The sequence below is a fragment of the Orenia marismortui DSM 5156 genome (assembly GCF_000379025.1).
GTDB lineage: Bacteria > Bacillota > Halanaerobiia > Halobacteroidales > Halobacteroidaceae > Orenia > Orenia marismortui.
In genome coordinates this window covers 197,729-220,172 of record NZ_KB900623.1, presented here as the reverse complement: position 1 = coordinate 220,172, position 22,444 = coordinate 197,729, and the positions used below count along the sequence as shown (strand labels likewise).

Sequence of the window (22,444 nt, the reverse complement as noted above, 5' to 3'; positions counted from 1 at the left end):
AGCTAGGTCTCTTTTCTGATTTATTTATCCCTCTATAGAGATATTATCATCAATCTTATACTCATAGTTCTTATAATTAATATTAAAAACTATAGAATAAACTACAGGAACTGCTACAAGAGTTATTAATAACCCAAAGGCTAATCCAAAGATTAAAGATACCGCCATTCCACCAAATAGTGCATCACCACTAAACCAAAGTGGTAATAAACCACAAATAGTTGTTGCACTAGTCAAGAAGATTGGACGTAATCTTCTTTTAGCAGCTTCTAAAATAGCATCTTGTGGACTTCTATTAAATTCATCTAATTCTATACCAATTCTATCAATGAGTACAATCGAATTATTAATAATTATTCCCACCAAAGATATAAGCCCTAATATTTCCATAAATCCAAAAGCTTTTCCAGTAACTAGCAAACCAATAGCTACTCCAATAATTGTAAGTGGTACTATTAATATAATTGTCAATGGTTTCTTATAAGAATTAAATTGAATAACAAGCAATAACAAGATAACTAATCCAGTTATAGGTAGCTGTGCTCCAATAGATTCATTAGCTTCTGTAGAACTTTCATATTCTCCACCAAAAGCATAGTTATATCCTCTTCCCCAACTTGATTTCTCCTGATCAAGCCATGGTTTTAATTGATTATTAATTTCTGCTGCTGTATAACCTTCCTTCGTATCTGCTTTGACAGTAATCGTTCTAATACCATCCCTTCTATAAATCATAGAAGGCTCCCATAAATTCTTGATTTCTGCTATCTGTTTTAGTGAAACAGATTTTCCTGTTCTTTGAGAATAAACTTTAGTAGTCTCTAAAGTAGAGATATCAATATTTTTACTCTGCTTATCTCTTAATAATACTGGTATTATATCATTATCTTTTCTATATTCTGTTAACTGAATACCATCTAAGACTGTTTGCAAAGAAATTGCTACATCTCTATTACTTAGACCAGCTTTTTCTAGTCGATCTTGATTTATATTTATAGTTAGTTTCTTAGTTTTCAATCCCCAATCATCACTAATGTCTTCAACTCCATCAATTGTTCTAAGCTTATCTTTGACAGAATGAACTATATCATAAAGCTTATCCATTTCCCTACCAGAGACTCTAATTTGAATTGGTTTTCCCACAGGCATGATCTCTAATTCTTGAGCTTTAACTTCGCTATCAGGAAATTTATTAATAGTATATCCTTCTAATTTAGGAATTAAATCTTTAATTACCTCTACAGAAGTTGTGTTAATTAAATAGTAAATATATTCAGGGCTATTTAATTCAGCACTATAAGCTAAGGTAAATCTTGGAGCACCTTCTCCTATAAAAGTTCCCCAATTTAATATTCCCTCATCTTTATATTTTACTGTAGTTCCACCAGATAATAGCTGTTTAAAGAAGCTTACTTCTTCTTGTTCTGGCTTTACTTTTAATTTATCTTCTATATACTCATCTATATTTCTGGCAACCATTTCTGTTCTTCTAATTGAAGTCCCTTTAGGCATCTTAACTTCAAAGGTCATCACAGTCTTCTTATCTTTAGGCATAAATACTTTAGGCACTAAGCCCATTCCTTTAACTCCTAAAAATACTATGAAGATCATTAAGATTACAAATAACACTTTATGCTTCATTAGACTTAATAGTAATTTACCATGACCTTTATATATTCTCCCATTATATGCCTCTTCTTTCTTATCAATCTTCAAAAATAAGACGGCAAACAAAGGAACCATAGTCAAAGATAATACCCAAGATGTCATTAAAGCTAAGGCTACTACCTTAAAGATTCCACCAGCAAACTCTCCTACATTAGATTGAGCAAATCCAATTGGAGAGAATGCAGCACAAGTTACTAAAGAAGCTACTAATAATGGAACCTTTAACTCCTTAGCTGAAGAAATAGCTGCTTCTAATTTACCCATTCCCTCTTCTAATTTAGCTATAATTGATTCTGCCATAACAACAGAGTTATCAACTAACATTCCTAAAGATATTATTAAAGCTGCTAAGGAGATTGTATCTATTCCTATTCCAAAGATTGACATCAAAAGAAAGGTAATAGCAATTACTACCGGAACTAAGGTAGATACTAAAACTCCTTCTTTTAATCCTAAAAATATTAGTAATACAGCTATAACTGTTAAGGTACTTTGAATTAAGTTTGCAGTAAAACTACTTACCTTCTTTTCAACTAATTTTGATTGTAAAGAGATAAAATCAAAATTTACACCTATTGGATACTGAGTCTTGAAATACTCTACCTTGTCTTGAACCTTCTTTCCTAATTTAGTAATTTGACCTCCATCTTTCATAGAGATAGCCAATCCTAAAGCTGGCTTATTATCTACTCTCATCTTAGCACGAGCTGGATCTATATATCCTTCTCTAACATCTGCTATATCTTTTAGATAAATCATATTACCATCAGGAAGTGAAATTAAAGTATTTTTAATCTCTTCTACATCATTATAATCACCTGTTGGCTCTAGAGGAATCCTTTCTGATCCTAATTCTATATTCCCCCCTGATAATATAATATTTCTTCCTGCTAACATCTGTTGTAACTGATATGGAGAAAGATTCATCTCAGATAACTTATCATTATCATATTCTATGAAAATTCTCTTGTCTTGCTGTCCAACTATATCTACTTTAGCAACCTCATCTATAGTTAAGAGTTCATCACGCATATCTTCAACCATATCTTCAAGCTCAGCATAGCTATAATCTTCTCCAGTAATTCCGATTATAGTTCCAAAAACATCTCCATACTCATCATTAATAATAGGCCCTATGCTATTTGATGGTAATTGAGATTTAATTGCATTAACCTTTCTTCTCATGCTATCCCAGATTGGTCTCAAATCTTTATATTGTGACTCTATATTTACTTTTACTAAAGAAAAACCGGTTTTATTTGTACTTTCTACATAATCTAATTCTGGTATTTCCTTGACTGCTTCCTCAATTTTATCAGAAATTAAATTTTCAATTTTATCAGGACTTGCTCCTGGCATATAAGTTATTATCGTAGCTGTTTTAACAATAAAACCTGGATTTTCAGATTTTGGCAGATTAAAATAAGCTCCAACTCCACCTATAATCAATAAGGCTATTAGAGTAAAAGTTACATACTTCTTCTTAATTGCTAATTCAGTAAATCCCATTTATTTGCCCTCCCTTCTAGTTTAGTAATCGAACTTCTTGATTGTCTACTATTTGAGTTGCACCTTTAGTTACTACAAGTTCTCCTATCTTTAATCCATTTAAAATTTCTATACCTTTAGAGTTAAGTTTTCCTGTCTCTACTCTAACTTTCTTTACTTTTGCATATCCATCAGAAAATTTGCTTAATGTATATACAAAATTACCTTCATCATTAGCAATTACTGCTGATACTGGTAAAATCAATTTGTTTTTATCCTCTGAAAAACTAAAATAAACCTTTGCTGTCATTCCAGCTCTTAGTTCTTTTAGACCTTTAGTGATTCTTATAGTTAGTGGATAGTTTCCTTTATAACCCTTAATTTGCCTTCCGATCTCATCTACTCTTCCTTGCAAATTACTTTTATTAAGAGCTAAAACTTCTATTGCTACTTGCTGACCTTCCTCTATCTTGGAGATTAAGTTCTCATCAACAAATACCTTTACCTCAAATCCACCATTACCATCAAGTGTAAATACAGGCCTACCTGCACTTATATTCTCATTTGGTTCATAATCTTTCTTGACAATAGTTCCTGACATAGGTGCCTTTAGCTCAGTATAGCTTAACTTTAATTTAGCTAATTCCAATTGACTTTGATAGGAATCAACTCTTGCTCTAGCATTTTCCACACCTTCTTTAGCTTCTGCTAATTGAGCTTTAACCTGTTTTAATTTTGCTTCAACAGATTCTTTGGCAGCTTTAGCTTTATCATAATCTGCTTTAGATACATTATTATTTTGATATAATCTTTTAATTCTATTAAAGCTACTAGTTGCTTCACTATACTGTGCTTCTACACTAGCTATCGCAGATTCTACTTGTGAAACCTTTGCCAAGGAACTACTTACTCCAGCTTTAGCTTGACTTATGTTAGACTCCATTGCTTTTACTTGTAATTTATAATCGGTCTTATCTAACTCAGCTAATAATTGACCCTCATCTACTTTATTACCAACCTCTACAAATATATTTTCTATCTTCCCTGGTATCCTAAAACTAACATTAATACTTACATTTGGCTCTAAAGTTCCAGAATAACCGTAAGTGAAGTCCACCTTCTTTAATTCTACTTTCTGATACTCAACGGGCCTGATAACCTTCTTAACTGCTGCTTCCTTTGCTACACTATTGCCACATCCTGCTATTATCAAGGATAAAACAGCTAATGTTAATAATATTAATAAAGCTTTTATTTTTTTCATCTTCTTCCTCCTTTAAAACTAGTTAATATCAATAATATCAAAATTTCCAAGTGCTCTTTGTACCTCAGCTACTGAATTCAAGAAATTATATTTGGTTACAAACTCTTGCCTCTTAGCATTTATTACTGCTGATTGAGCATCCAAAAGTTCAGCAACTGACACAAGACCTTTAGAATAAGCATCTTTAACCAACTCTAAATTTTTATATGCTGTATCCACTGCATCCTTAGCATATTTATTCTTTCTATACTCTGTATTAACAACTGTTAGTTTATTTCTAAGATTTTGTGATAATTTATCTACCAAAGATTTTTTAGTTGTTTTTAACTGTTGAATCTCTTTTTTAACCTTAGAAAGTTCTACCTTCTTGTTACCACCATCATATAATGGAAAAGAGGCTTGAATACCAATACTCCACTCATCTTCACCATGAGCATCTGCCCCACTTGGACCATCTATACCCCATTCTTCTAAATAAGTATCATATTGTGCAGATAATCCTATTTGAGGTAGGTAATATCTTCTTTTCTTCATTTGATATTCTCTCTCTTTGACTTTGATTAAATAATCTATACTTTCTACCTCTGGTGAATTTTGAATACTTTCTTTAACCAGTTTCTCACTTAAATTTTCTAATTCCCAGGAATTATCAATTTTAAATTCTTTATACAATTCTTGGAATAGGTTCTGTTGATCTATTTCTGTTAGTTCAATATCCTCTGTTAAAGGTAGGTTTAAAGTTCTTTTTAGATTATCCTTAACCATCCTTAATTGACTTTCTGCTTGTGATAAGTTCATTAACCCTACTGACTGTTGACTTTCCCATCTATATATATCAGCAGGTCCTGAAACCCCAATTTCATTTTTAGTTTTGGCTATATTTAGATTATCTTTAATTAATTGAATATTCTCTTCCTGTAACCTCATATCTGCCCTTACCTTTAATGTTTGAATATAAGAATTAATAGTATCTAAAATCAAATCTAATTTCTTCTTCTTTAACTCTACTTTACTTTGTTTGTATAAATCTCCCTTGATATCTATATTAGCATTTAGATCTTCACTAAATAAGACTTGTTCAAGCTTTAGCCCACCAGTTAACTTCTGTTCTGATGCAATTCCTTTTCCTGCTCTAGTTTCATCTACCTGAGCATAGGTAGTATTTAAATCAAATTTCGGCTTTCTTTTGTTGCTAGCTTGTTTTAAATTATCTTGAGCTATGTCTAAATCTTTTTCTGCTGCTTGTAAATCTAAATTATTATCAAGAGCAGTTTCTATCGATTCTTGTAAAGTTAATTCTTCTTTGACTGAATTATCCTGATTAATTAACTTAGCAGTCTCTAAAATATCCCAGTCAGGTAAAAATCCTATCTCATGTGCCACTTTCATATTGATAACAAATTCCTCATCACTTTTATCAATATAAATCGGTAAATCAGCAGCTTCTTCTCCTGCCAAGATCAGTTCTAGATTAAGTGCTGCAGCTCTTGCCCTTGCATTTATTTCTTTATTATGAGAATATCCTGCTAAAAATCCTTCTTTATACCTCATAATATCTGCTAATGTAAAGGTAGGAATTTTTCGTTGATTCAATTCAGCAAGTAGCAAAGATCCTTTATCCTCTGATATAAGTGGGAAAATATAAGCTACTTCAACCTTATCTAATTCTTTTATAATATCTTTTTTTGAATTGTTTGTATATATGTAATCTACCTTTATATTATTTTCTTTTGCTTCTTGATTTAATAGCTCCACTATTTTTTCATTTCCCATAATAAGATTCTTAGGAGTTATAAAAGTCATCTTATCAAAATTAGTTAATCTCTTAAAAAACTTAATATCCCTTTTCAAAAAAGAATTAACAGTTATAAAATTTAAATTTTCAACTCCACTCTTATCTTCTTTGATACTAAAATTGACAGTATCATCATCAATTATAAAAGGAGCTATAACTGCTTTGCTAAAATTATCTCTACTTATGGCAGAGTAAGAACCCAAAATTCCTGCTGTGATAATAACATCTATCTCCTGATTAGCCAATAACTTATCCATTACTATATTATGAACTGCTAAATCATCAGCTCTAAACTCACTGAATTCAACTTGATATTTATCAGATAATAATTCTAATACCTCCTTTTCAATCCTCTTTTTTAATTTTAAATTAAATTTATCATTGCCTTCATAAATTATACCAATATTTACTTTATCAAACTCAGATTGATAACTTTCTTCTGCATAAGCTAAATTTGATATTATTAAGCTAAATAACATGCAAAATACTAGACTTAATACTATATTTTTTCTCATCAAAAGAGCACCTCCATTTTATCTTAATTATTAGTTATCTTCTTTATTAAAATTCAACTATATCACTATTATCTCACCCCTTACAGTCTTATATAAGTTATAGAAGATATACTTCAAACTAGAAAATTAATCAAAACAACAGAACTGACTAGTCAGTTCTGTTGTTTTATATTATAAATAATTATAGTACCATTGTCAAGAAATTTATAATCTAGAAATCATTTTGAAAAATACAAGACACATTATATTTATACAGCTTCCCACTTAGGGCATTTTGATCCCCAACGAGCAATAACCTCATCTTCTTGATGAATATTGATAATCTCACAATGATTTGGACATCCTTCACACTCAAAGCTAGATACATGATAATTAAAATCAGATGTATCAAATCCTTTAAAATTGCTTTTCCCCTTCTCTTTGACTGCTTCATAAGCTAAAACTGCTGAGCCAATTGCTCCCATAACATCATGATATTCAGGGACAATCACCTTTAATCCTAATTCACTTTCAAAAGATTCTTTAATCCCTTTGTTAGCTGCTACCCCACCTTGAAAGACAACTGGACCCAGAATTTCTTTACCTTTACCTACATTATTAAGATAATTCCTTACTAAAGCTTGACAAAGTCCGGCTATTATATCTTCTAAATTATGCCCTAATTGTTGCTTATGTATCATATCAGATTCTGCGAAAACAGAGCAGCGACCTGCTATCCTTACAGGATTATTAGCCTTTAAAGCAATTTTACCAAATTCATGGATAGGTATATTTAAGCGGCTTGCCTGTTGATCTAAAAAAGAACCTGTTCCAGCTGCACAGACTGTATTCATAGCAAAATCAACTACAACTCCATCTCTTAAAATTATTATTTTTGAATCTTGCCCTCCAATTTCTAGTACAGTTTGAACTTCAGGTACAACTGTTGAAGCAGCCACTGCATGAGCAGTTATCTCATTTTTAGTTATATCTGCTCCTACAATAACTCCAGCTAAATTTCTAGCACTTCCTGTAGTACCTACCCCTAGAATTTCTATATCTATTGAATCTTTTATTCTCATCAATCCTTCTTGAATAGCTCTAATTGGCTGTCCTTCAGTTCTAATATACAATTTCTCTAATACCTTTCTATCTTGATCAATAATCGCAATATTAGTACTAACTGAACCTACATCTATTCCCATATAGCCTTCTTTCATATTATCTTCTCCTTCTTTTTATCTTTACGAGATAATAGATCAACAAAAGCTTCTAACCTAGTAATATAGCCTGCTTCCCCTGTGTGCTCATCTACACTCAAAGATAATATAGGTATATCTAAATCTTTACTTACAGTAGGCAAAATACTTTGTGCAATAATCTCAGGCATACAAGTAAAAGGACCTAAATGAACAACTCCATCAAAATTTTTTTGAGAGTATAATACTGCTTCTCCTACTGATTCTACTCCATGTCCTCCTACAAAATAATTCAAATATGGTTTAGCTAGTTTCGCAATTCTACGACGATTCTTATCCTTTCTAAAAATTGATATATATAGATGTTCTTCTATCCAATCTGTTAAATAGACCGATTTATCAACTAAAACACCCAATTCTCCTAACTTCTCCTCTATATGTAAATTAGTGAAAGGTTCTAATAAGACATAGATCTCTCCAACTAGCCCTACTTTTAAAGGAGTATAACCTTGAACCTGTTCTAGAGAATTCAATCTATTTTCTATCTTATCTGTAACTTTTCTAGTCTCATCAATATTATTAGCATTATCAATCATAGTTAATCCCTGATTGTAAAGCTTTGTTGCCTCTTTTCTATTAACTAAATAAGGTCTAAGTTGATTAGTTAATCTATTAATATGATCCACAGCCTTAGCCTTTACCCAAGCCCGTTCCCAAGCTGTTTTGATTTTCATTATAGAAATATTTCCTAGTAACATTTTCAAACTCTTATAAAACTCTTTCCAGTGCCCTTGAATAGGCTCAAATATTATCATATTAAAATTATAACCTAGATCATTTAATATATCCTTTTGTACCTCACCATAATATCCAAAACGACAAGGACCAACACCACCACCCATGATAATAGTATCAGCACCTTTTTCCAGGGATTCTATATAGTTTCCAATATTTAATTTCAGAGGTAAGCAAGCGAATTCAGGAGAATATTTTACACCTAAATCTAAAGTTTTTTTGGTAATGGCTGGAGGAACAATAACATCTAATCCTAATTCTGTTAATAATGTTTTCACTGGAATTGACATTGTTCCCATATGAGGAAAAGTAACCTTCATCTATACCCCCTCCCATTGTATCATATCTACAAAAGCTTCTAATCTAGTAACTAATCCAGCTTCACCTGTATGCTCATCCAAATTAAGAGTCATAAAAGGTTGTTTCTTTCTTCGTTTTGCTTCTCTTTCAATCATCTCTCCAATTAATGAATCTGGACCACATCCAAAAGCAGTCAATTGAATAATACCATCTATATCATTCCGATCGAAAAAATGATAAGCAGCTCCCATCATATTTTTACTCAAAGTCCAGAATAAATCTTTGGATAAATTAGAAGTTCCATCTTTCAAACAAGACTCTGATAACATTTCAGCAGTTATTACTTCTACTCCCATATCCTTTAATTTATTAATCAAATTCATACTAATATGTTTATCATAAATAATATATTCATGGCCTAGTACTCCAATTTTATATTTGGAGTTATCATTAACTCTAGATCTGATCTGACATCGATAAGCTTTTAACTCTTTCCATGCTTTCCAAAGAGCTAAATTAACTTGCCAAAAATTCTTACCTAATATATCACCAACTTCTCTAGCTGCTTTAATTAAGTTAAGCCTATTATTTCTCAAATTTATCGTTGTATCTATTATTGGTGGTAAATTTGAAATATTATACTTAACCATATCAGGTAAGCCCATGAACTTAGGACATAAATACTCTTTAGAGTTTATGCTAACAATTCTTGGAATAAATAAATAATCAACCTTATCCTTCAAATAATGTACATGACCTAGAAATAATTTAACAGGCAAACAAGCCTCATCTACAGCTAACCTTATTCCAGCATCTACTGTATTCTTAGTAGATTCTTTAGAATTTACAATTTCGCAGTCTAACTCTTTAAAAAATCTATTCCATGCAGGATAATATCTATGATACAACAAAGCTTGTGGTATACCTATCTTTGTTTTCACCAAATCACTCCCTACATTAAAATCTATTATTCATCTGATAAACGATCAGCATCTTTACTTCGACGTATATTAGGCCTTCTATCACTTAAGTTCAAAATAGATTGCCTAATCAGATAACTCTTCAAGGCTTTGGCATTAAATGGAATTAAAGGCCACAAATATGGGGTTCCAAAAGAATTGCTCATAGCAAATAATAAGAAGATTAATATTATCCCCCCAATCAATCCTGCCAATTTAAAATAGATTACTAAAACTATTAGTCCTAAACGTAAAATCTTGATTGTTAAAGCAAATTCAAAACCAGGTATAGTAAAATTACTGATTCCAGCTATAGCCATATAAAGAATCGTTTCTGTACTAAATACTCCTACCTTAACTGCAAATTCTCCTAACATTAAAGCACCAATTAAACCTAAAGACGTTGCCAAAGAACTGGGAGTTTGTATCGATGCCATCCTTACTAAATCAATACCAAAACTAGCTAAAATAAATTGAATCCCTATTGGAATTTTTCCCATCTCTCTAACTCCTATAAAGTCTAAACTTTTAGGTAACCATTCTGGTCCATAAGCTAAAACTAACCATAATGGAGGTAATATTAAAGACAATAAAACAGCAGCAAAGCGAAGTAAAGTTAAATAAGTCCCAGGAAGTGGTGATTGACGATATTCCTCGATATTCTGTGTATGGTCAAAAAAAGTAGCAGGTAGAATTAAAGCTGTTGGGGAATTATCAACTATAACACAAACCTTCCCTTCTAAAATACTAGAAGTGATCACATCTGGACGATTACTGTATCTAACTGTCGGTAATGGATTCCAAGTATTACGAGTTAAGAAATCTTCTACAGTTCTATCAGCTAAGGGCAGACCATCTACATCTATATCTTTAATTTTATCCTTCACATCTTTTACTAGTTCTGGATCAGCAATATCTTCAATATAAACTACAGCAATATCATTTTGTGACCTCTTTCCAGCCCTCAAAGCTTCAGCCCGCAATTTGGGATCACGAATCCTTCTTCTAATCATTTGTAGATTAAAGAGCATAGTCTCTATAAAACCATCCTCTGGACCACGAGTTGATTTTTCTAACTCAGGTTCTGCAGGACCACGAGACATCCAAGTCCTACCATCAATAATAATTGCTTGATCTGCCCCATCAATTAATAATGCTTGAGGACCAGCTAGAACCTCATTCATTAAGTCATTAACATTGTCTACAGTAGATACCTCAACCCATGGCAACTTACTTTCTAGTATCTTCTTTATTACATCAACACTTAAGTCTTCTCTCTTTATTTCCATTAAATATTCTAACAAACGATTATAAAGACCACCTTTAATCATACTATCAATAAATATTAAACTAGCATCTTTGCCCCCTATCTTAAAATCTCGATTAATAAAATCAAAGGTCTTAGGACCATCTACTATGTCTTTAATAACCTGTAGATTTTCACCTAACTCCTTACTGATCTTCTTTTTCTTGTCCATTCTTTACTCCACTCCTCTTTAATACCTCTTCTAACGCTTTTGTTGTAATAGGAGCTCCAATTTCAAAATAATCCTTACCAGACATCTTACCTATATCTCCTATTCCGATTACTATTCCATCAAAGTTGTTAACTATATCAACTGTATCACCTTCTAAAATATGATGCCCCTTAGCTTCTAATTCTCCTCCTTTATTGACTGGTCCAGAGACTAATTTTCCATCTCTAGTTACTGAAATCTCTGGCTTTACACCTTCAACATCTTTAGCATTAGATGCAACTGCCACTATTCCTAAAACATCAACTTTCTCTGATTTTATTATTCTTTCCATAGCCCTTTCACCCTTACCATAACCAAAATTTCCTTCATCATCTACCATTAAAACAATTGGATCAGCAGGGCACTCTTGAATCATCTCTATTAATTCCTTACCAGAACAAGGTGTTGGATTACCTCCAGATTTTGAAATTACTCTTAAACCCAAATTTTGACTTGCTTCTTCTACTGCTTTTTGGGCAGTCTTATCACCATCACTAACAATTATTACTCTTTTTTTCTGCAATATATGTTCTCTCCTTATTATTGGGATTTTTAAAATTAATATACACTATTCTTTAGGTCTAAAAATAGCTGCCATTAAGAAACCAATAATTATCGAGGCACTTACTCCTGTACTACCTACTTCTAAAACTCCAGCGAATAAACCTAAAAATCCGCCTCGGTCTGTCTCAGTTAATACTCCCTTAGTTAAAATATTTCCAAAATTCATAACTGGTACAGTTACTCCTGCCCCTCCTATATCAACTAAAGGTTGATATAACCCTAAACCAGTTAATATAGATCCCATAACAATCATCAATACCAATAAATGGGCTGGAGTATAATTTGTAAAATCTAAAAATAACTGACCAAGTCCACAAATAAATCCTCCAACTAAAAAAGCCATTAATAAGTTCATTTTCTATCCCTCACTTCCAGTTAGATCTTCTATTCTTGGGACTTCAATCTTTGTAGCTAAATTATCTCTAATACTTGGGCGGCCAATTCCTTCACTTAGGTGACCAGTTCCCTCCAAAGTTACTGCATGAGCAATACAAGGAATACTTTCTCCTTGCAAATAGGTCAATGGATTTAATAATGCTCCTGTTCCTAAAACTAATATTCGATTAAAATTCCCATGCATTAACTCAGGTAATAAATAAGAAGCTACTACAACAGCTGAACAACCACATCCACTTCCTCCAGCCCCTACTTTTTGATTAGAGTTGTAAATCATTACCCCACAATCATCATAATTCTTAGTAATATCACATCCTTGTTCAGATAATAACTCCAAGGTTAATGATTTACCTACTTTGCCCAAATCACCAGTTACAATTAAGTCATACTCTTTAGGGCTACGATTAGTATCCTTCAGATGCTGCAAAATAGTATCAGCAGCTGCAGGTGCCATAGCTGAACCCATATCATTTGGATCTTTTACTCCTAAATCTACTATTTTACCTAAAGTTGCTTCTCTTACTTGCACCCCTCCAGGCTGATTACTTAAAATTGTAGCCCCTGCACCTGTTACAGTTAGTTGCTTATAAGGTGGATATTTATCTCCATATTCATTAGGTGTTCTAAATTGTCTTTCTGTAGCTTGATAATGGCTAGAAGTAAAACTAATCACTTTATTAGCAGCTCCACCATCTATCATCATCGCAGCAATAGCCATAGCTTCAATCATCGTAGAACAAGCACCAAATAAACCTAAAAATGGAACTGGAAATTTACGGGCAGCAAAATTAGAAGCTATAGTCTCATCTAATAAATCTCCTCCTAATAAGCAATCAATCTGATCTTCAGATAACTTTACCTTCTTTAGCACATTATTTATAACATCTTCTACCATTTTTATCTGTGCTTGTTCCCAAGTCTTCTGGTTATTGTAGCCATCACTAATTATCTCATCAAAGTATTCCCCTAAAGGACCTTTGCTCTCTTTATCTCCAACAATAGATGCAGCAGAAATAATTTGAGGAGGATTATTAAATTTTATCGTCTGACTTCCTTGTTTTTCCATTATATCTACACCTCTAAACTATTAATAATTTTATAACACCAATTAAGAATGCTGATAACATCCCATATGTTAAAACAGGTCCTGCTATCGAATATATCTGTGCTCCCAATCCTAAAATATATCCTTCTTGTTTATACTCCATAGCTGGTGAAACAATAGCATTAGCAAAACCTGTAATTGGAACAATAGTTCCCGCCCCTGCAAACTGCGCTATTTCATCATAAACCCCTAATCCAGTTAATAATCCACCAATAAATATTAAAAGAATAGTTGTATAAGATCCAGCATCATTAAGAGATATACCTTTACTCGTGAAATAATTGATGACTATTTGCCCAAATAAACAGATTAATCCCCCAATTAAATAAGCCAAAAAGAAGTTCTTCAACTTTGAATCTGTAGGCTGATGTTTTTTTATCAATTTTTGATATTCATCTGGTGTTTTATCTATTGTTCCCATTTAATTCCCTCCATAACTGCTAGAAAAAATTTTAATATTCTACATTGCTTAAGGTAATTGCTTTCATATAAGATATACTCACACTATTTATAGAAATTAATATTGAATAAAATCAAAAGATTGTTAGACTCAGATATCACAAATCAAAATTAAATATATATAGATTACGACAGCTCAGGAGTTAGGCGTTAGGACTTAGGAGGTAGGAAGACCTTAATAACCTCCAACCCCTATCACCGAAAAATCTCTCAATCTATCCATTAAGCTTCACTTTTAAAATGTAAAAAATTATTTCAATCTATATTTTCAAATTAAATATTCTTCTTTACTATTCGATATTAATCAATAGCTAGCAATTAAAGTTATTAGGACCATAATTTTGGAAAGAACCAATAAATTAAAGATCCAATTACTTTACCTAATATAATGATAAACAGTAATTTATCCATTTCATCTTTCAAACCTAACCTTTTACTTAAAATAGGTAGAACCTTTAAGGTCTCTGTTAAAGCAGCTGCTATCAACCCTACAAAGATTCCAAATATTAGCCCTAGAATTATAACTAATAGCTTATTAATAAAAAAAAGCTGTGGTAAATTCAAATTAAAAAAATCAATAATTGTCCCAACTACAGCTCCTAAAATTATAGATATCTGATATAGTCTACTATATTTTTTTGATCTGCTAAGGTGTATTAGACGAGGAATAACATCTAAAACCATTAAAAAGGCAACTAAGGCTATTCCAACTATCAATCCCTCTGAAAACCCAATTAAAAGTAAGATAAGCCCCTTCATCTAATCCCCACCTAATAATGTTTATTCTGATTTCCTTTCTTAGCCTGCTTAGTTTTTTGATACAAGGAAAACTGATTAACTTTATTTTTATATAAGTACATCTCTATCTCTAGTGGGCTAGGATCTTCTTTATTAAATTTATATTTATAAATCTGATTAAAGAAGATAATCATTCCACATCCTAGACCTATTGAATAAGAAATTTGTAATAATAAAGGACGTTTCGTAAATTTCCCCATAACTAATGCATAAATCTGTTGATGAACTTTTACCATACTTACATCGGCATGAAAATTCATAATTGCCATTGCTGATCCTATAAATAGTATTATACTTACTGCTAAAACATATAATCTAGATGGTTTATTTTTATTAAAGGATTGTTGCGAATTATCTTCTATGTCAACAATTAAATCTGCTTCACCTAAATGTTCTATTCTTGCTTCAGGAAACTCTCTTTTAATTGCTTGTACAATTTCTAAAGCAGTAATTATCATAGATTGTCCAGCTTTTTTTGTAACCTCTTTTACCTGAATTTTTTCTAATTTATCCTGTAATTCTTGATTTGTAATCACTTCTGCTAAGTCATTTATTAATAGTGTTTGATTTGGCTGAGCTTTAATTACCCTTTTAACTCTTAAAAATATCTCTTCCTTAATATCTTTAGTATTATTCATAATTTACACTTCTTAAACCTAAATCAACCTGATTACTAAAGACCTTTTTGGCTCTTGGTGATATTTCTTCTTCTGTAAAGATATTAGTCCATAAATAAAAATTAATTATGACAAGAAAGAGAAAAGCTATTAAATAGATTATCCTTTTGAGGTTAATTTTAAACATAGTTCACTTCCTTTCTTTACGAATAAAAAATAAAGAATATTTGTGAAGTTTGAATGATTCTTTTACTAATCTATATTTTCTAAATCTATTATATGTAAATTATTTAAATTCAATACAAAAAGCACAGGATTATCACCTGTGCTTATCTAATAGTTCTTCTTTTATTTTTTTTAGAATATTCTTTTCTAACCTAGAAACCTGTGCCTGAGATACCCCAATAATATTAGCAATCTCAATTTGTGACTTTTCTTGAAAATATCTCAATTTAATGATTAGCTGTGACCTGTCATCTAACTTCTTTAAGATAGTATTCAAAGCTAGCTGATTTAATCTATCATCATAATGATTATTAGAATCTACTAATTGATCAATCAATTCTAAAGTACTTCCTTCATTTTGATAAACCGATTTGTAAATTGAGGTTGGAGCTTGTACAGCCTCTAGAGCAGATACAATCTCTTCGTTAGATAATCCTACTTCTATACTCAATTCATGAATTGTAGGTTCTCGATTTAATTTATTTGTTAATTCTTCTTTAACTTTCTTTATCTTATAAGCTGTCTCCTTAATACTTCTACTAACTTTGATAACATTATCATCTCGTAAAAAAACCTTAATCTCTCCAATAATTAATGGAACTGCATAAGTTGAAAATTTCACATCCTTATTTAAATCAAAGCCTTCTATTGCTTTAATCAATCCTATAGTACCTATTTGAAATATATCTTCTAAAGAATATCCACTATTTTTAAAACGATGAGCAATCTTTAAAACTAACCTTAAATTATTCTCAATTAGATATTCTTTTGAAGATCTATCACCTTCTTGACTCTTAAATATCAATTCTTTTATCTGCTTTTGAGTTAATAATTTATGATTCTTGATATCTACATTTAATAAGCTATTCATAATGTCAGCTCCTAATTAACCTGTTTTTTCTCCTGAGCTGGTATCTTTATCATTTTTAAAGTTGTCCCCTTAGCAACTTTAGATTCTATCTCAAACTTGTCCATAAAAGAATCAATAAAAACTAATCCTAATCCCATTCTTCCTGCTGTAGTGTAAGCAGGTTCACAAGCAGCTTCAATATCTTCAATTCCACAGCCTTGGTCCTTAACTATTATCTCTAATTGCTCCCCATAAACTCTCATTCCTATTTCTATCTCACCACTTTCTTCTGCATATCCATGAATAATAGAGTTGGATACCGCCTCAGAAATAGCAACTTTTATCTCTTCTAACTCTGCCAAAGTAAAGTTTAGTTGTGAAGCAAAGGAAGCTACTGTTACTCTAGCCAATCCAATATTATCAGATAAGCTATCTATAGTTAATTTAGCTTTATTCTCCATCTTCTTACCTCCCCAAGATTTTATCTAATGCTTCTTCTTCTGATGAATAAATCTTTATAATCTTCAAAATTCCCGATAATTCAAATATTCTTTCGACTTGAGGAGTGACTTTAACCATAGCCAAGCTTCCTCCAGTTTTAGTAATTCGCTTATATGTCCCTAAAATTGCTCCTAATCCAGAACTATCAATAAATTTAATACCATCTAGGTTTAAAATGATATTTCTAATTCTATCATTTATTTTCTCTTCTAATTTCTCTTTAAAATGATCAACGGTATGTAAATCAAATTCTCCTTCCAATCTTATAATTAAGCTATTATTAATTTTTTTAAAGGATAATTTCATTATTATCACTCCTTTCTCTATTAATGATTCAATATTAACCATTTTTTTCCTGCTATTAACTGAAAATATTTTTCCTCTTTGAATAACTAATAAATTATAATCCAAAGAAAAAGACAGCCCTAAAGCTGCCATTATAAACTATTAACCTAACTTTATTACTACTAAATCAACTTAAAAAACATTCATCAACTTACTAATAAACCTCTTAAATATCTGAACTATAATCTTAAAGAAGTTAGCCTTCTCTACTCCTTGCTTAGCTACAAGATCTACTCTACCTAGAACCTCTTCCCCTTTTAATACTACAATCTCTCCTACCTTATCTCCAGATTTGACTGGTGCTACAACATCTTTATTGATTCTAGTCTGCTTTACGACCTCTTGCTCATCTCCTTTTATAACAGCAACCTGTAAATCATCTTTAGCAATAGCATCTATCTCTTCACTTTCACCTTTGAAGACTTTGACTTTAGTAACCTCTGCCCCTTTAGCTACAATATCGATCGACTTATGAATACTAAAGGCATAAGATAATAGCTCCCGCGCCTCTTTAAAACGTAACTTTGAGTTTGGGGCATTCATTACCACAGCTATAAATCTCATCCCACCTTTTCTCGCTGTTGATGATAAGCAAAATCCTGCTTCTTGAGTGTATCCTGTCTTCAATCCATCTGCCCCTTTAAAAAATCTAACTAAATTATTTGTATTACGTAAAAAACTTTCTCCATCACGCAAATGATCTATCCAAATAGATGTAAATTCGAGTATCTTCTTATGCTTTAATAATTCCCTTGACATCAATGATATATCATAGGCAGTTGTATGATTTCCTTCAACCTTGGGATCTGTTGGTGGTAAACCATTAGTATTATAAAAATAAGTATTCTTCATTCCCAATTCTTTAGCTTTATCATTCATCGCCTTTACAAAATTCTCTTCTGTTCCATAAAGATACTCTGCAATTGCTACACAAGCATCATTTGCTGACACCACTGCTACTGCTTTTAATAAATCCTGCAAAGTCATTTCTTCACCAGGCTCTAACCAAATTTGTGAACCTCCCATTTGTGCAGCAAATTCACTGGTACTAATCTTATCTTTCCAATCTGCTCTTCCTTGATCTATTGCTTCCATAGCCAGTAGCATAGTCATGATTTTTGTAATACTAGCTGGTGGTAACTTTTGATGTGGACTTTTTTCATAAAGTATTTTACCAGTCTTAGCATCCATTAAAATTGCTGATTTAGACTCTAAATTAAATTCAGGCTTATCTATAGCTAAAATGACTTGAGAAAAAATAAAAACTAATAATAGACTTAAGCCTATAATCCTTTTAGATTTTTTCATAGATTAAACTCACCCCACATTCTTAGTAATATGTATTACTATAGCTTATGAAGTATGATTGTAAAAAAAAGGATAAAAGATAGGAGAAGAGGCTAAATTTAGCCTCTTCTCCTATCTTTTAAAATAACCCTTTAAAAATATCCTTTAAATCGTCTTTCTTATCTTCTAATTCCTTTTTAATTTTATCCTTAGCTTTATCTATCTCTTCTTTGGTCTTTTCTTCTACTTTATCTTTTGCCTTCTCCTTAATTTTCTTCTCAATATCACCTTTATCCCATCTAAATTCTGGCTTTAAGACGCTTCCTTTAATTTTAAAGTTCAACTCAACTCTAGTAGTATCTGGAGCATAGAATAATTCTTTATGATTCAAATTTAACTCCTTAGACTCTTTATTAGAGAGTAAATAATCTAATTGATAGTCCACTTTACCTGCTAAAGTTGATGAACCAACAAGCTTAATATCTCCAAGCTTAGTATCGGCTGAAAAGTCATCTAAATATAATCTCCCATCTCTTAAATCAATATTTCCTTGAAGATCCTTAAAAGCTAAACTCTCTTCATCAAAAAGGTTGAAGCTATTATTTAATTTATTAACTAATCCCCAACCTTTTAGCTCTCCATCTTTTATCAAAGCTGTTCCTTGCAATGTAAGAGAATTTAGTATATCTTCCAAAGAAAAACCTCTACCTCCAAATTTAGTAGTTAAATTAGTTTTTCCATATAATTTATTATTAAAGTTGGTAAATAGACTTAAAACTTGATTAATCTCAATCTGATCAATCTTCAGATCACCTTGATATTCTGGCTTATTTGGGCTAAAATCAAGCTGACCTTTAGCAGTAATACTTCCCCCATTAATTCCTAAATTTAACTTATCAACTTCAAGTAACTCATTACTTAATCTTCCTTTAGTATTAATATTACTCACTACTAGGCTACTATACCTTAAAGCATCTATATCTGCCTGCATTATTATAGGTATCTTTGGAGTCGATTTCTTTACTTCTCCGCTATCCTTTTCTTCCTTTTGGACCCCTTGACTATTATTAAATAGAAGTGCTAAAAACTCATCAATTGAAATTAATTTAGAATTTAATTCAATAACTGCTTTTGAATTAGTAGCTTCTTTCTTCTTTAATAAGACTAGCAAAGTATCCCGCCAATCTCCGATAGAAACTTTGGCTGATAGATCCGATTTAGCTAAATTGAAATTGAAATCTCTTACTTCAAGGCTCTGTTTATTAAATTTAAATTTCCCCTTTAAACTCTCTATGGTATTTTCCATTTGAGGAAGTTCAATATTATTTCCACTCACTGCTATATCGCCATATATATTTATCTTATCTAAATTAGAGAGTGGATCTTCCATAATATCACTTAAGAGAAACTCAGCACTTAAGTCAGAATTTAATCTTCCAGAAAAATCATATCTCTTCAACTTTGGCACAACTTTAAGCAGATTCCTTCTAATCTTAGCTAAATTGATATCACTATTTACATTTAAATCAAAATCTATCGACTTAAAATCATTAGTAAGACTAAATTGACTATAATCAACAGTTCCACTAGTAAGTAAATTGGAATCACCTTGACTTAGGCTCAATTCTTCTAGATTGACTATTGAATCTTCTAATTCTATAGTAGCCATAATATCTTCATATTCATCTTCTTGATACTCCAAGCTATCTATATTAATCTTAGAATATAAGTTCAATTTAGGAAGATAGACTTTCTTTTCTTCAGCCTTAGAAGGATCTACTTTGGCTTGATTATCTTTCTTATTGTCTAAGATTTTGTCTAAATTCAGACCTTCTGCTGCTAAATCTAAATTAATACTTCCCGATACTTCTTCTCTCTGATTTAAAATATCAGCTAATAGCTCTTTCCATTTATTTATCTTGATCTTAGCATTAACTATATCCTTAGCTATAGCTAACTTAAGATCATCACTTTTAATTTCTTGCTCACTAATCTGAACGAGAGCAGAAATATCTTTGATAGCTAATTTATCATCTAGATTAAACTTATCTAGGCTAATATCTCCTGATAATTTCATATTCTGGAGATTATCTTTAACTTGATTGATTCTAATATTTTTAAGACTCAAATCAGCTTTAATATTACCAGAAAGGTTTTTAGCAAATTCAATCGGTAATTTTGCTAACAAATCTTCTAAATAGATATCACTATTTAAATTAATATCTAAGCTTGGGTTTTCAGTCTCACGTAAGTCAGCATCAAAATTCAAGCTAGAATCTCCTGCTTTAGCTTTGAAATCTCCTATCTTCAGCTGATTCTTCCCTAGAATTAAATTAAATTGACTTTTAAGATCTAATTGATCTAAGCCTAAATCAAATCTTCTAACCTCTACTTTCTTATTGGCTAGATTATAAATTAAATCATGCTTTAAAGAGAGATTTAGATCCTCAATATTTGAATCTGTTTGACTTGAATTATTAATACTCAACCTCCCTATTGTTGATTTTCCTGCTGTAGATAATTTATTATCCTGATCTAAGCTAATAGTCAATTCAGAACTAAAATTATCTAATTCAATTACTGAACCTTTCTGCCTATCTATATACTTTATCTGAGCATTAACTATTTCCAATTTATCTAAATTAAAAACAGGGTTTACTCCTTTTTTAGAGTTAGATTTTGAAATATCGCTATTAGAATTATGATTTGTCTTGCTCACTCTATCCTTCTCTAAATAAATAATGGGCCTTACTAGAGTTAAATCTTTAATCTTAACCTCTTTATTTAATAAAGGTAATAGAGCAAAGTCCAAATTCAAGCTATCTAGTTCCGCTAAATTACCCTCCTCAAAATCTAAACTCTTACTAATAATAATTCCATCAACCTTAACACCAATCCCACCGATAAACTTTAGTTTTATATCTCTAATTTTAACCTCCCTACTCAAACTCTCTTCTAATTTAGGTATAACTAAACTTGCTAATTTATCTGAATCAAAATAGCTCTTTAAATAAAAGACTCCTGTCAACAGCATAATAAAGATAATAATACACAAATAAAAACTAATCTTTTTCAAGCTTAATTTATCTTTCTCCAACTCACTTTTCATAACTATCCCCCTATCACTATTAATGTAACACTTAGCTATTAAATTCTCATTTGCTTTGATTTATCCTCTTTCAAAATTTATAAAATCAATTGAAATAATATCTACTTATAATAATTTTTCACATTATAGAGGATAATCATTTTTTTTATAGAATTCATTACTTAATAGCAGAAAATCAAGGTTTAAAATTCCAGGAGGTGCCAGCAAAATATGAAACAAGAATATATTAATCCAATATTTGAGGCTACTAAAAGCGTATTACAGAATATGATACAAGTAGAAGTTGAACGAGGTGAATTAGAAGTACGCAAAAGCCCTTTTGCAGCTCAAAAAGTAAATGCTTCTATTGGAGTTACAGGAGATCTAAAGGGATTTATTTATTATAGTATGGCTGATACTACAGCCTTAGAAGTATTTGCTAAAATGGCAGGTATGTCAGCAGATAAGTTTGATGAATTAGTTAGTTCTGCAATTGGAGAGTTAGCTAATATAGTTACTGGAAATTCTCTTACTAATTTATCTGAACTAGGATATCAATGTGACATTACCCCTCCTTCTATTACCTATGGAGATAATGTACAAATTACTACAAACCAAAGAAAATTCTTAGTAATTCCTTTAAAAACTGATATTGGTGATTTTGAAATTAATGTATCTTTAGAAGAAAACAAAAAGTAAGAGGATTAATCCTCTTACTTTTTTTATTAAT

The 22,444-nt window shown here is 31.1% G+C and carries 20 protein-coding genes; 1 reads left to right on the top strand and 19 read right to left on the bottom strand.

Annotation, left to right across the window (positions count from 1 at the left end; genetic code table 11):
• Positions 1-24: 24 nt before the first annotated feature.
• The 19 genes from OREMA_RS17920 to OREMA_RS17910 form a co-directional block, all read right to left on the bottom strand.
• The gene (locus tag OREMA_RS17920; RefSeq protein ID WP_018250018.1) at positions 25-3,177 is read right to left on the bottom strand and encodes an efflux RND transporter permease subunit; all 3,153 of its coding nucleotides are present in this window, start codon (positions 3,175-3,177) and stop codon (positions 25-27) included.
• 16 nt (positions 3,178-3,193) lie between these two features.
• Entirely contained in the window at positions 3,194-4,420 is a 1,227-nt protein-coding gene (locus OREMA_RS0114745) for an efflux RND transporter periplasmic adaptor subunit (protein WP_018250017.1), read from the bottom strand.
• Between the two features lie 18 nt (positions 4,421-4,438).
• Positions 4,439-6,730 (bottom strand): TolC family protein, encoded by a 2,292-nt coding sequence (locus OREMA_RS0114740; protein ID WP_018250016.1) that lies wholly within the window; start codon positions 6,728-6,730, stop codon positions 4,439-4,441.
• A gap of 248 nt (positions 6,731-6,978) precedes the next feature.
• Entirely contained in the window at positions 6,979-7,929 is a 951-nt protein-coding gene (locus OREMA_RS0114735) for an acyl-CoA dehydratase activase (RefSeq protein ID WP_018250015.1), read from the bottom strand.
• Positions 7,926-9,023 carry an acyl-CoA dehydratase activase-related protein gene (locus OREMA_RS0114730; protein ID WP_018250014.1) on the bottom strand — a complete coding sequence of 366 codons (1,098 nt, stop codon included), beginning with the start codon at positions 9,021-9,023 and terminating at the stop codon, positions 7,926-7,928. The genes OREMA_RS0114735 and OREMA_RS0114730 overlap by 4 nt, the downstream gene beginning before the upstream one ends.
• On the bottom strand, positions 9,024-9,944 hold the full coding sequence (locus tag OREMA_RS0114725; protein ID WP_018250013.1) for an acyl-CoA dehydratase activase-related protein: 921 nt from the start codon (positions 9,942-9,944) through the stop codon (positions 9,024-9,026).
• A 26-nt stretch (positions 9,945-9,970) separates the two neighbouring features.
• Positions 9,971-11,440 carry a spore germination protein gene (locus OREMA_RS0114720; RefSeq protein WP_018250012.1) on the bottom strand — a complete coding sequence of 490 codons (1,470 nt, stop codon included), beginning with the start codon at positions 11,438-11,440 and terminating at the stop codon, positions 9,971-9,973.
• Positions 11,415-12,002, bottom strand: coding sequence for a stage V sporulation protein AE (locus tag OREMA_RS0114715; protein WP_018250011.1), 588 nt, complete (start codon positions 12,000-12,002; stop codon positions 11,415-11,417). Before OREMA_RS0114715 ends, OREMA_RS0114720 begins: the two co-directional genes overlap by 26 nt.
• Positions 12,003-12,047: 45 nt before the next feature.
• Positions 12,048-12,398 (bottom strand): stage V sporulation protein AE, encoded by a 351-nt coding sequence (gene spoVAE, locus OREMA_RS0114710; protein WP_018250010.1) that lies wholly within the window; start codon positions 12,396-12,398, stop codon positions 12,048-12,050.
• A 3-nt stretch (positions 12,399-12,401) separates the two neighbouring features.
• Positions 12,402-13,505 carry a stage V sporulation protein AD gene (gene spoVAD, locus OREMA_RS17915; RefSeq protein ID WP_018250009.1) on the bottom strand — a complete coding sequence of 368 codons (1,104 nt, stop codon included), beginning with the start codon at positions 13,503-13,505 and terminating at the stop codon, positions 12,402-12,404.
• Between the two features lie 13 nt (positions 13,506-13,518).
• Entirely contained in the window at positions 13,519-13,965 is a 447-nt protein-coding gene (spoVAC, locus tag OREMA_RS0114700; RefSeq protein WP_018250008.1) for a stage V sporulation protein AC, read from the bottom strand.
• 365 nt (positions 13,966-14,330) lie between these two features.
• Positions 14,331-14,762, bottom strand: coding sequence for a stage V sporulation protein AB (locus OREMA_RS0114695; protein WP_018250007.1), 432 nt, complete (start codon positions 14,760-14,762; stop codon positions 14,331-14,333).
• A gap of 11 nt (positions 14,763-14,773) precedes the next feature.
• On the bottom strand, positions 14,774-15,439 hold the full coding sequence (locus tag OREMA_RS0114690; protein ID WP_018250006.1) for a stage V sporulation protein AA: 666 nt from the start codon (positions 15,437-15,439) through the stop codon (positions 14,774-14,776).
• The gene (locus OREMA_RS18955; protein WP_018250005.1) at positions 15,432-15,605 is read right to left on the bottom strand and encodes a hypothetical protein; all 174 of its coding nucleotides are present in this window, start codon (positions 15,603-15,605) and stop codon (positions 15,432-15,434) included. Before OREMA_RS18955 ends, OREMA_RS0114690 begins: the two co-directional genes overlap by 8 nt.
• Before the next feature lie 132 nt (positions 15,606-15,737).
• Positions 15,738-16,514, bottom strand: coding sequence for a SigF/SigG family RNA polymerase sporulation sigma factor (locus OREMA_RS0114680; protein ID WP_018250004.1), 777 nt, complete (start codon positions 16,512-16,514; stop codon positions 15,738-15,740).
• Between the two features lie 11 nt (positions 16,515-16,525).
• On the bottom strand, positions 16,526-16,954 hold the full coding sequence (gene spoIIAB / locus OREMA_RS0114675; RefSeq protein WP_018250003.1) for an anti-sigma F factor: 429 nt from the start codon (positions 16,952-16,954) through the stop codon (positions 16,526-16,528).
• A 4-nt stretch (positions 16,955-16,958) separates the two neighbouring features.
• Positions 16,959-17,300: an anti-sigma F factor antagonist gene (gene spoIIAA, locus OREMA_RS0114670; protein ID WP_026189024.1), complete on the bottom strand. Its 342-nt coding sequence runs from the start codon at positions 17,298-17,300 to the stop codon at positions 16,959-16,961.
• A 171-nt stretch (positions 17,301-17,471) separates the two neighbouring features.
• Positions 17,472-18,647, bottom strand: coding sequence for a D-alanyl-D-alanine carboxypeptidase family protein (locus OREMA_RS0114665; protein WP_018250001.1), 1,176 nt, complete (start codon positions 18,645-18,647; stop codon positions 17,472-17,474).
• A gap of 118 nt (positions 18,648-18,765) precedes the next feature.
• Complete coding sequence (locus OREMA_RS17910; protein ID WP_018250000.1) at positions 18,766-21,735, bottom strand: AsmA family protein; 2,970 nt, start codon at positions 21,733-21,735, stop codon at positions 18,766-18,768.
• A gap of 210 nt (positions 21,736-21,945) precedes the next feature.
• On the opposite strand from OREMA_RS17910, the gene OREMA_RS0114655 reads away from it, so the two are divergent.
• A complete protein-coding gene (locus OREMA_RS0114655; protein WP_018249999.1) occupies positions 21,946-22,413 on the top strand; it encodes a chemotaxis protein CheX in 468 nt (155 codons plus the stop codon).
• Positions 22,414-22,444 lie beyond the last annotated feature (31 nt).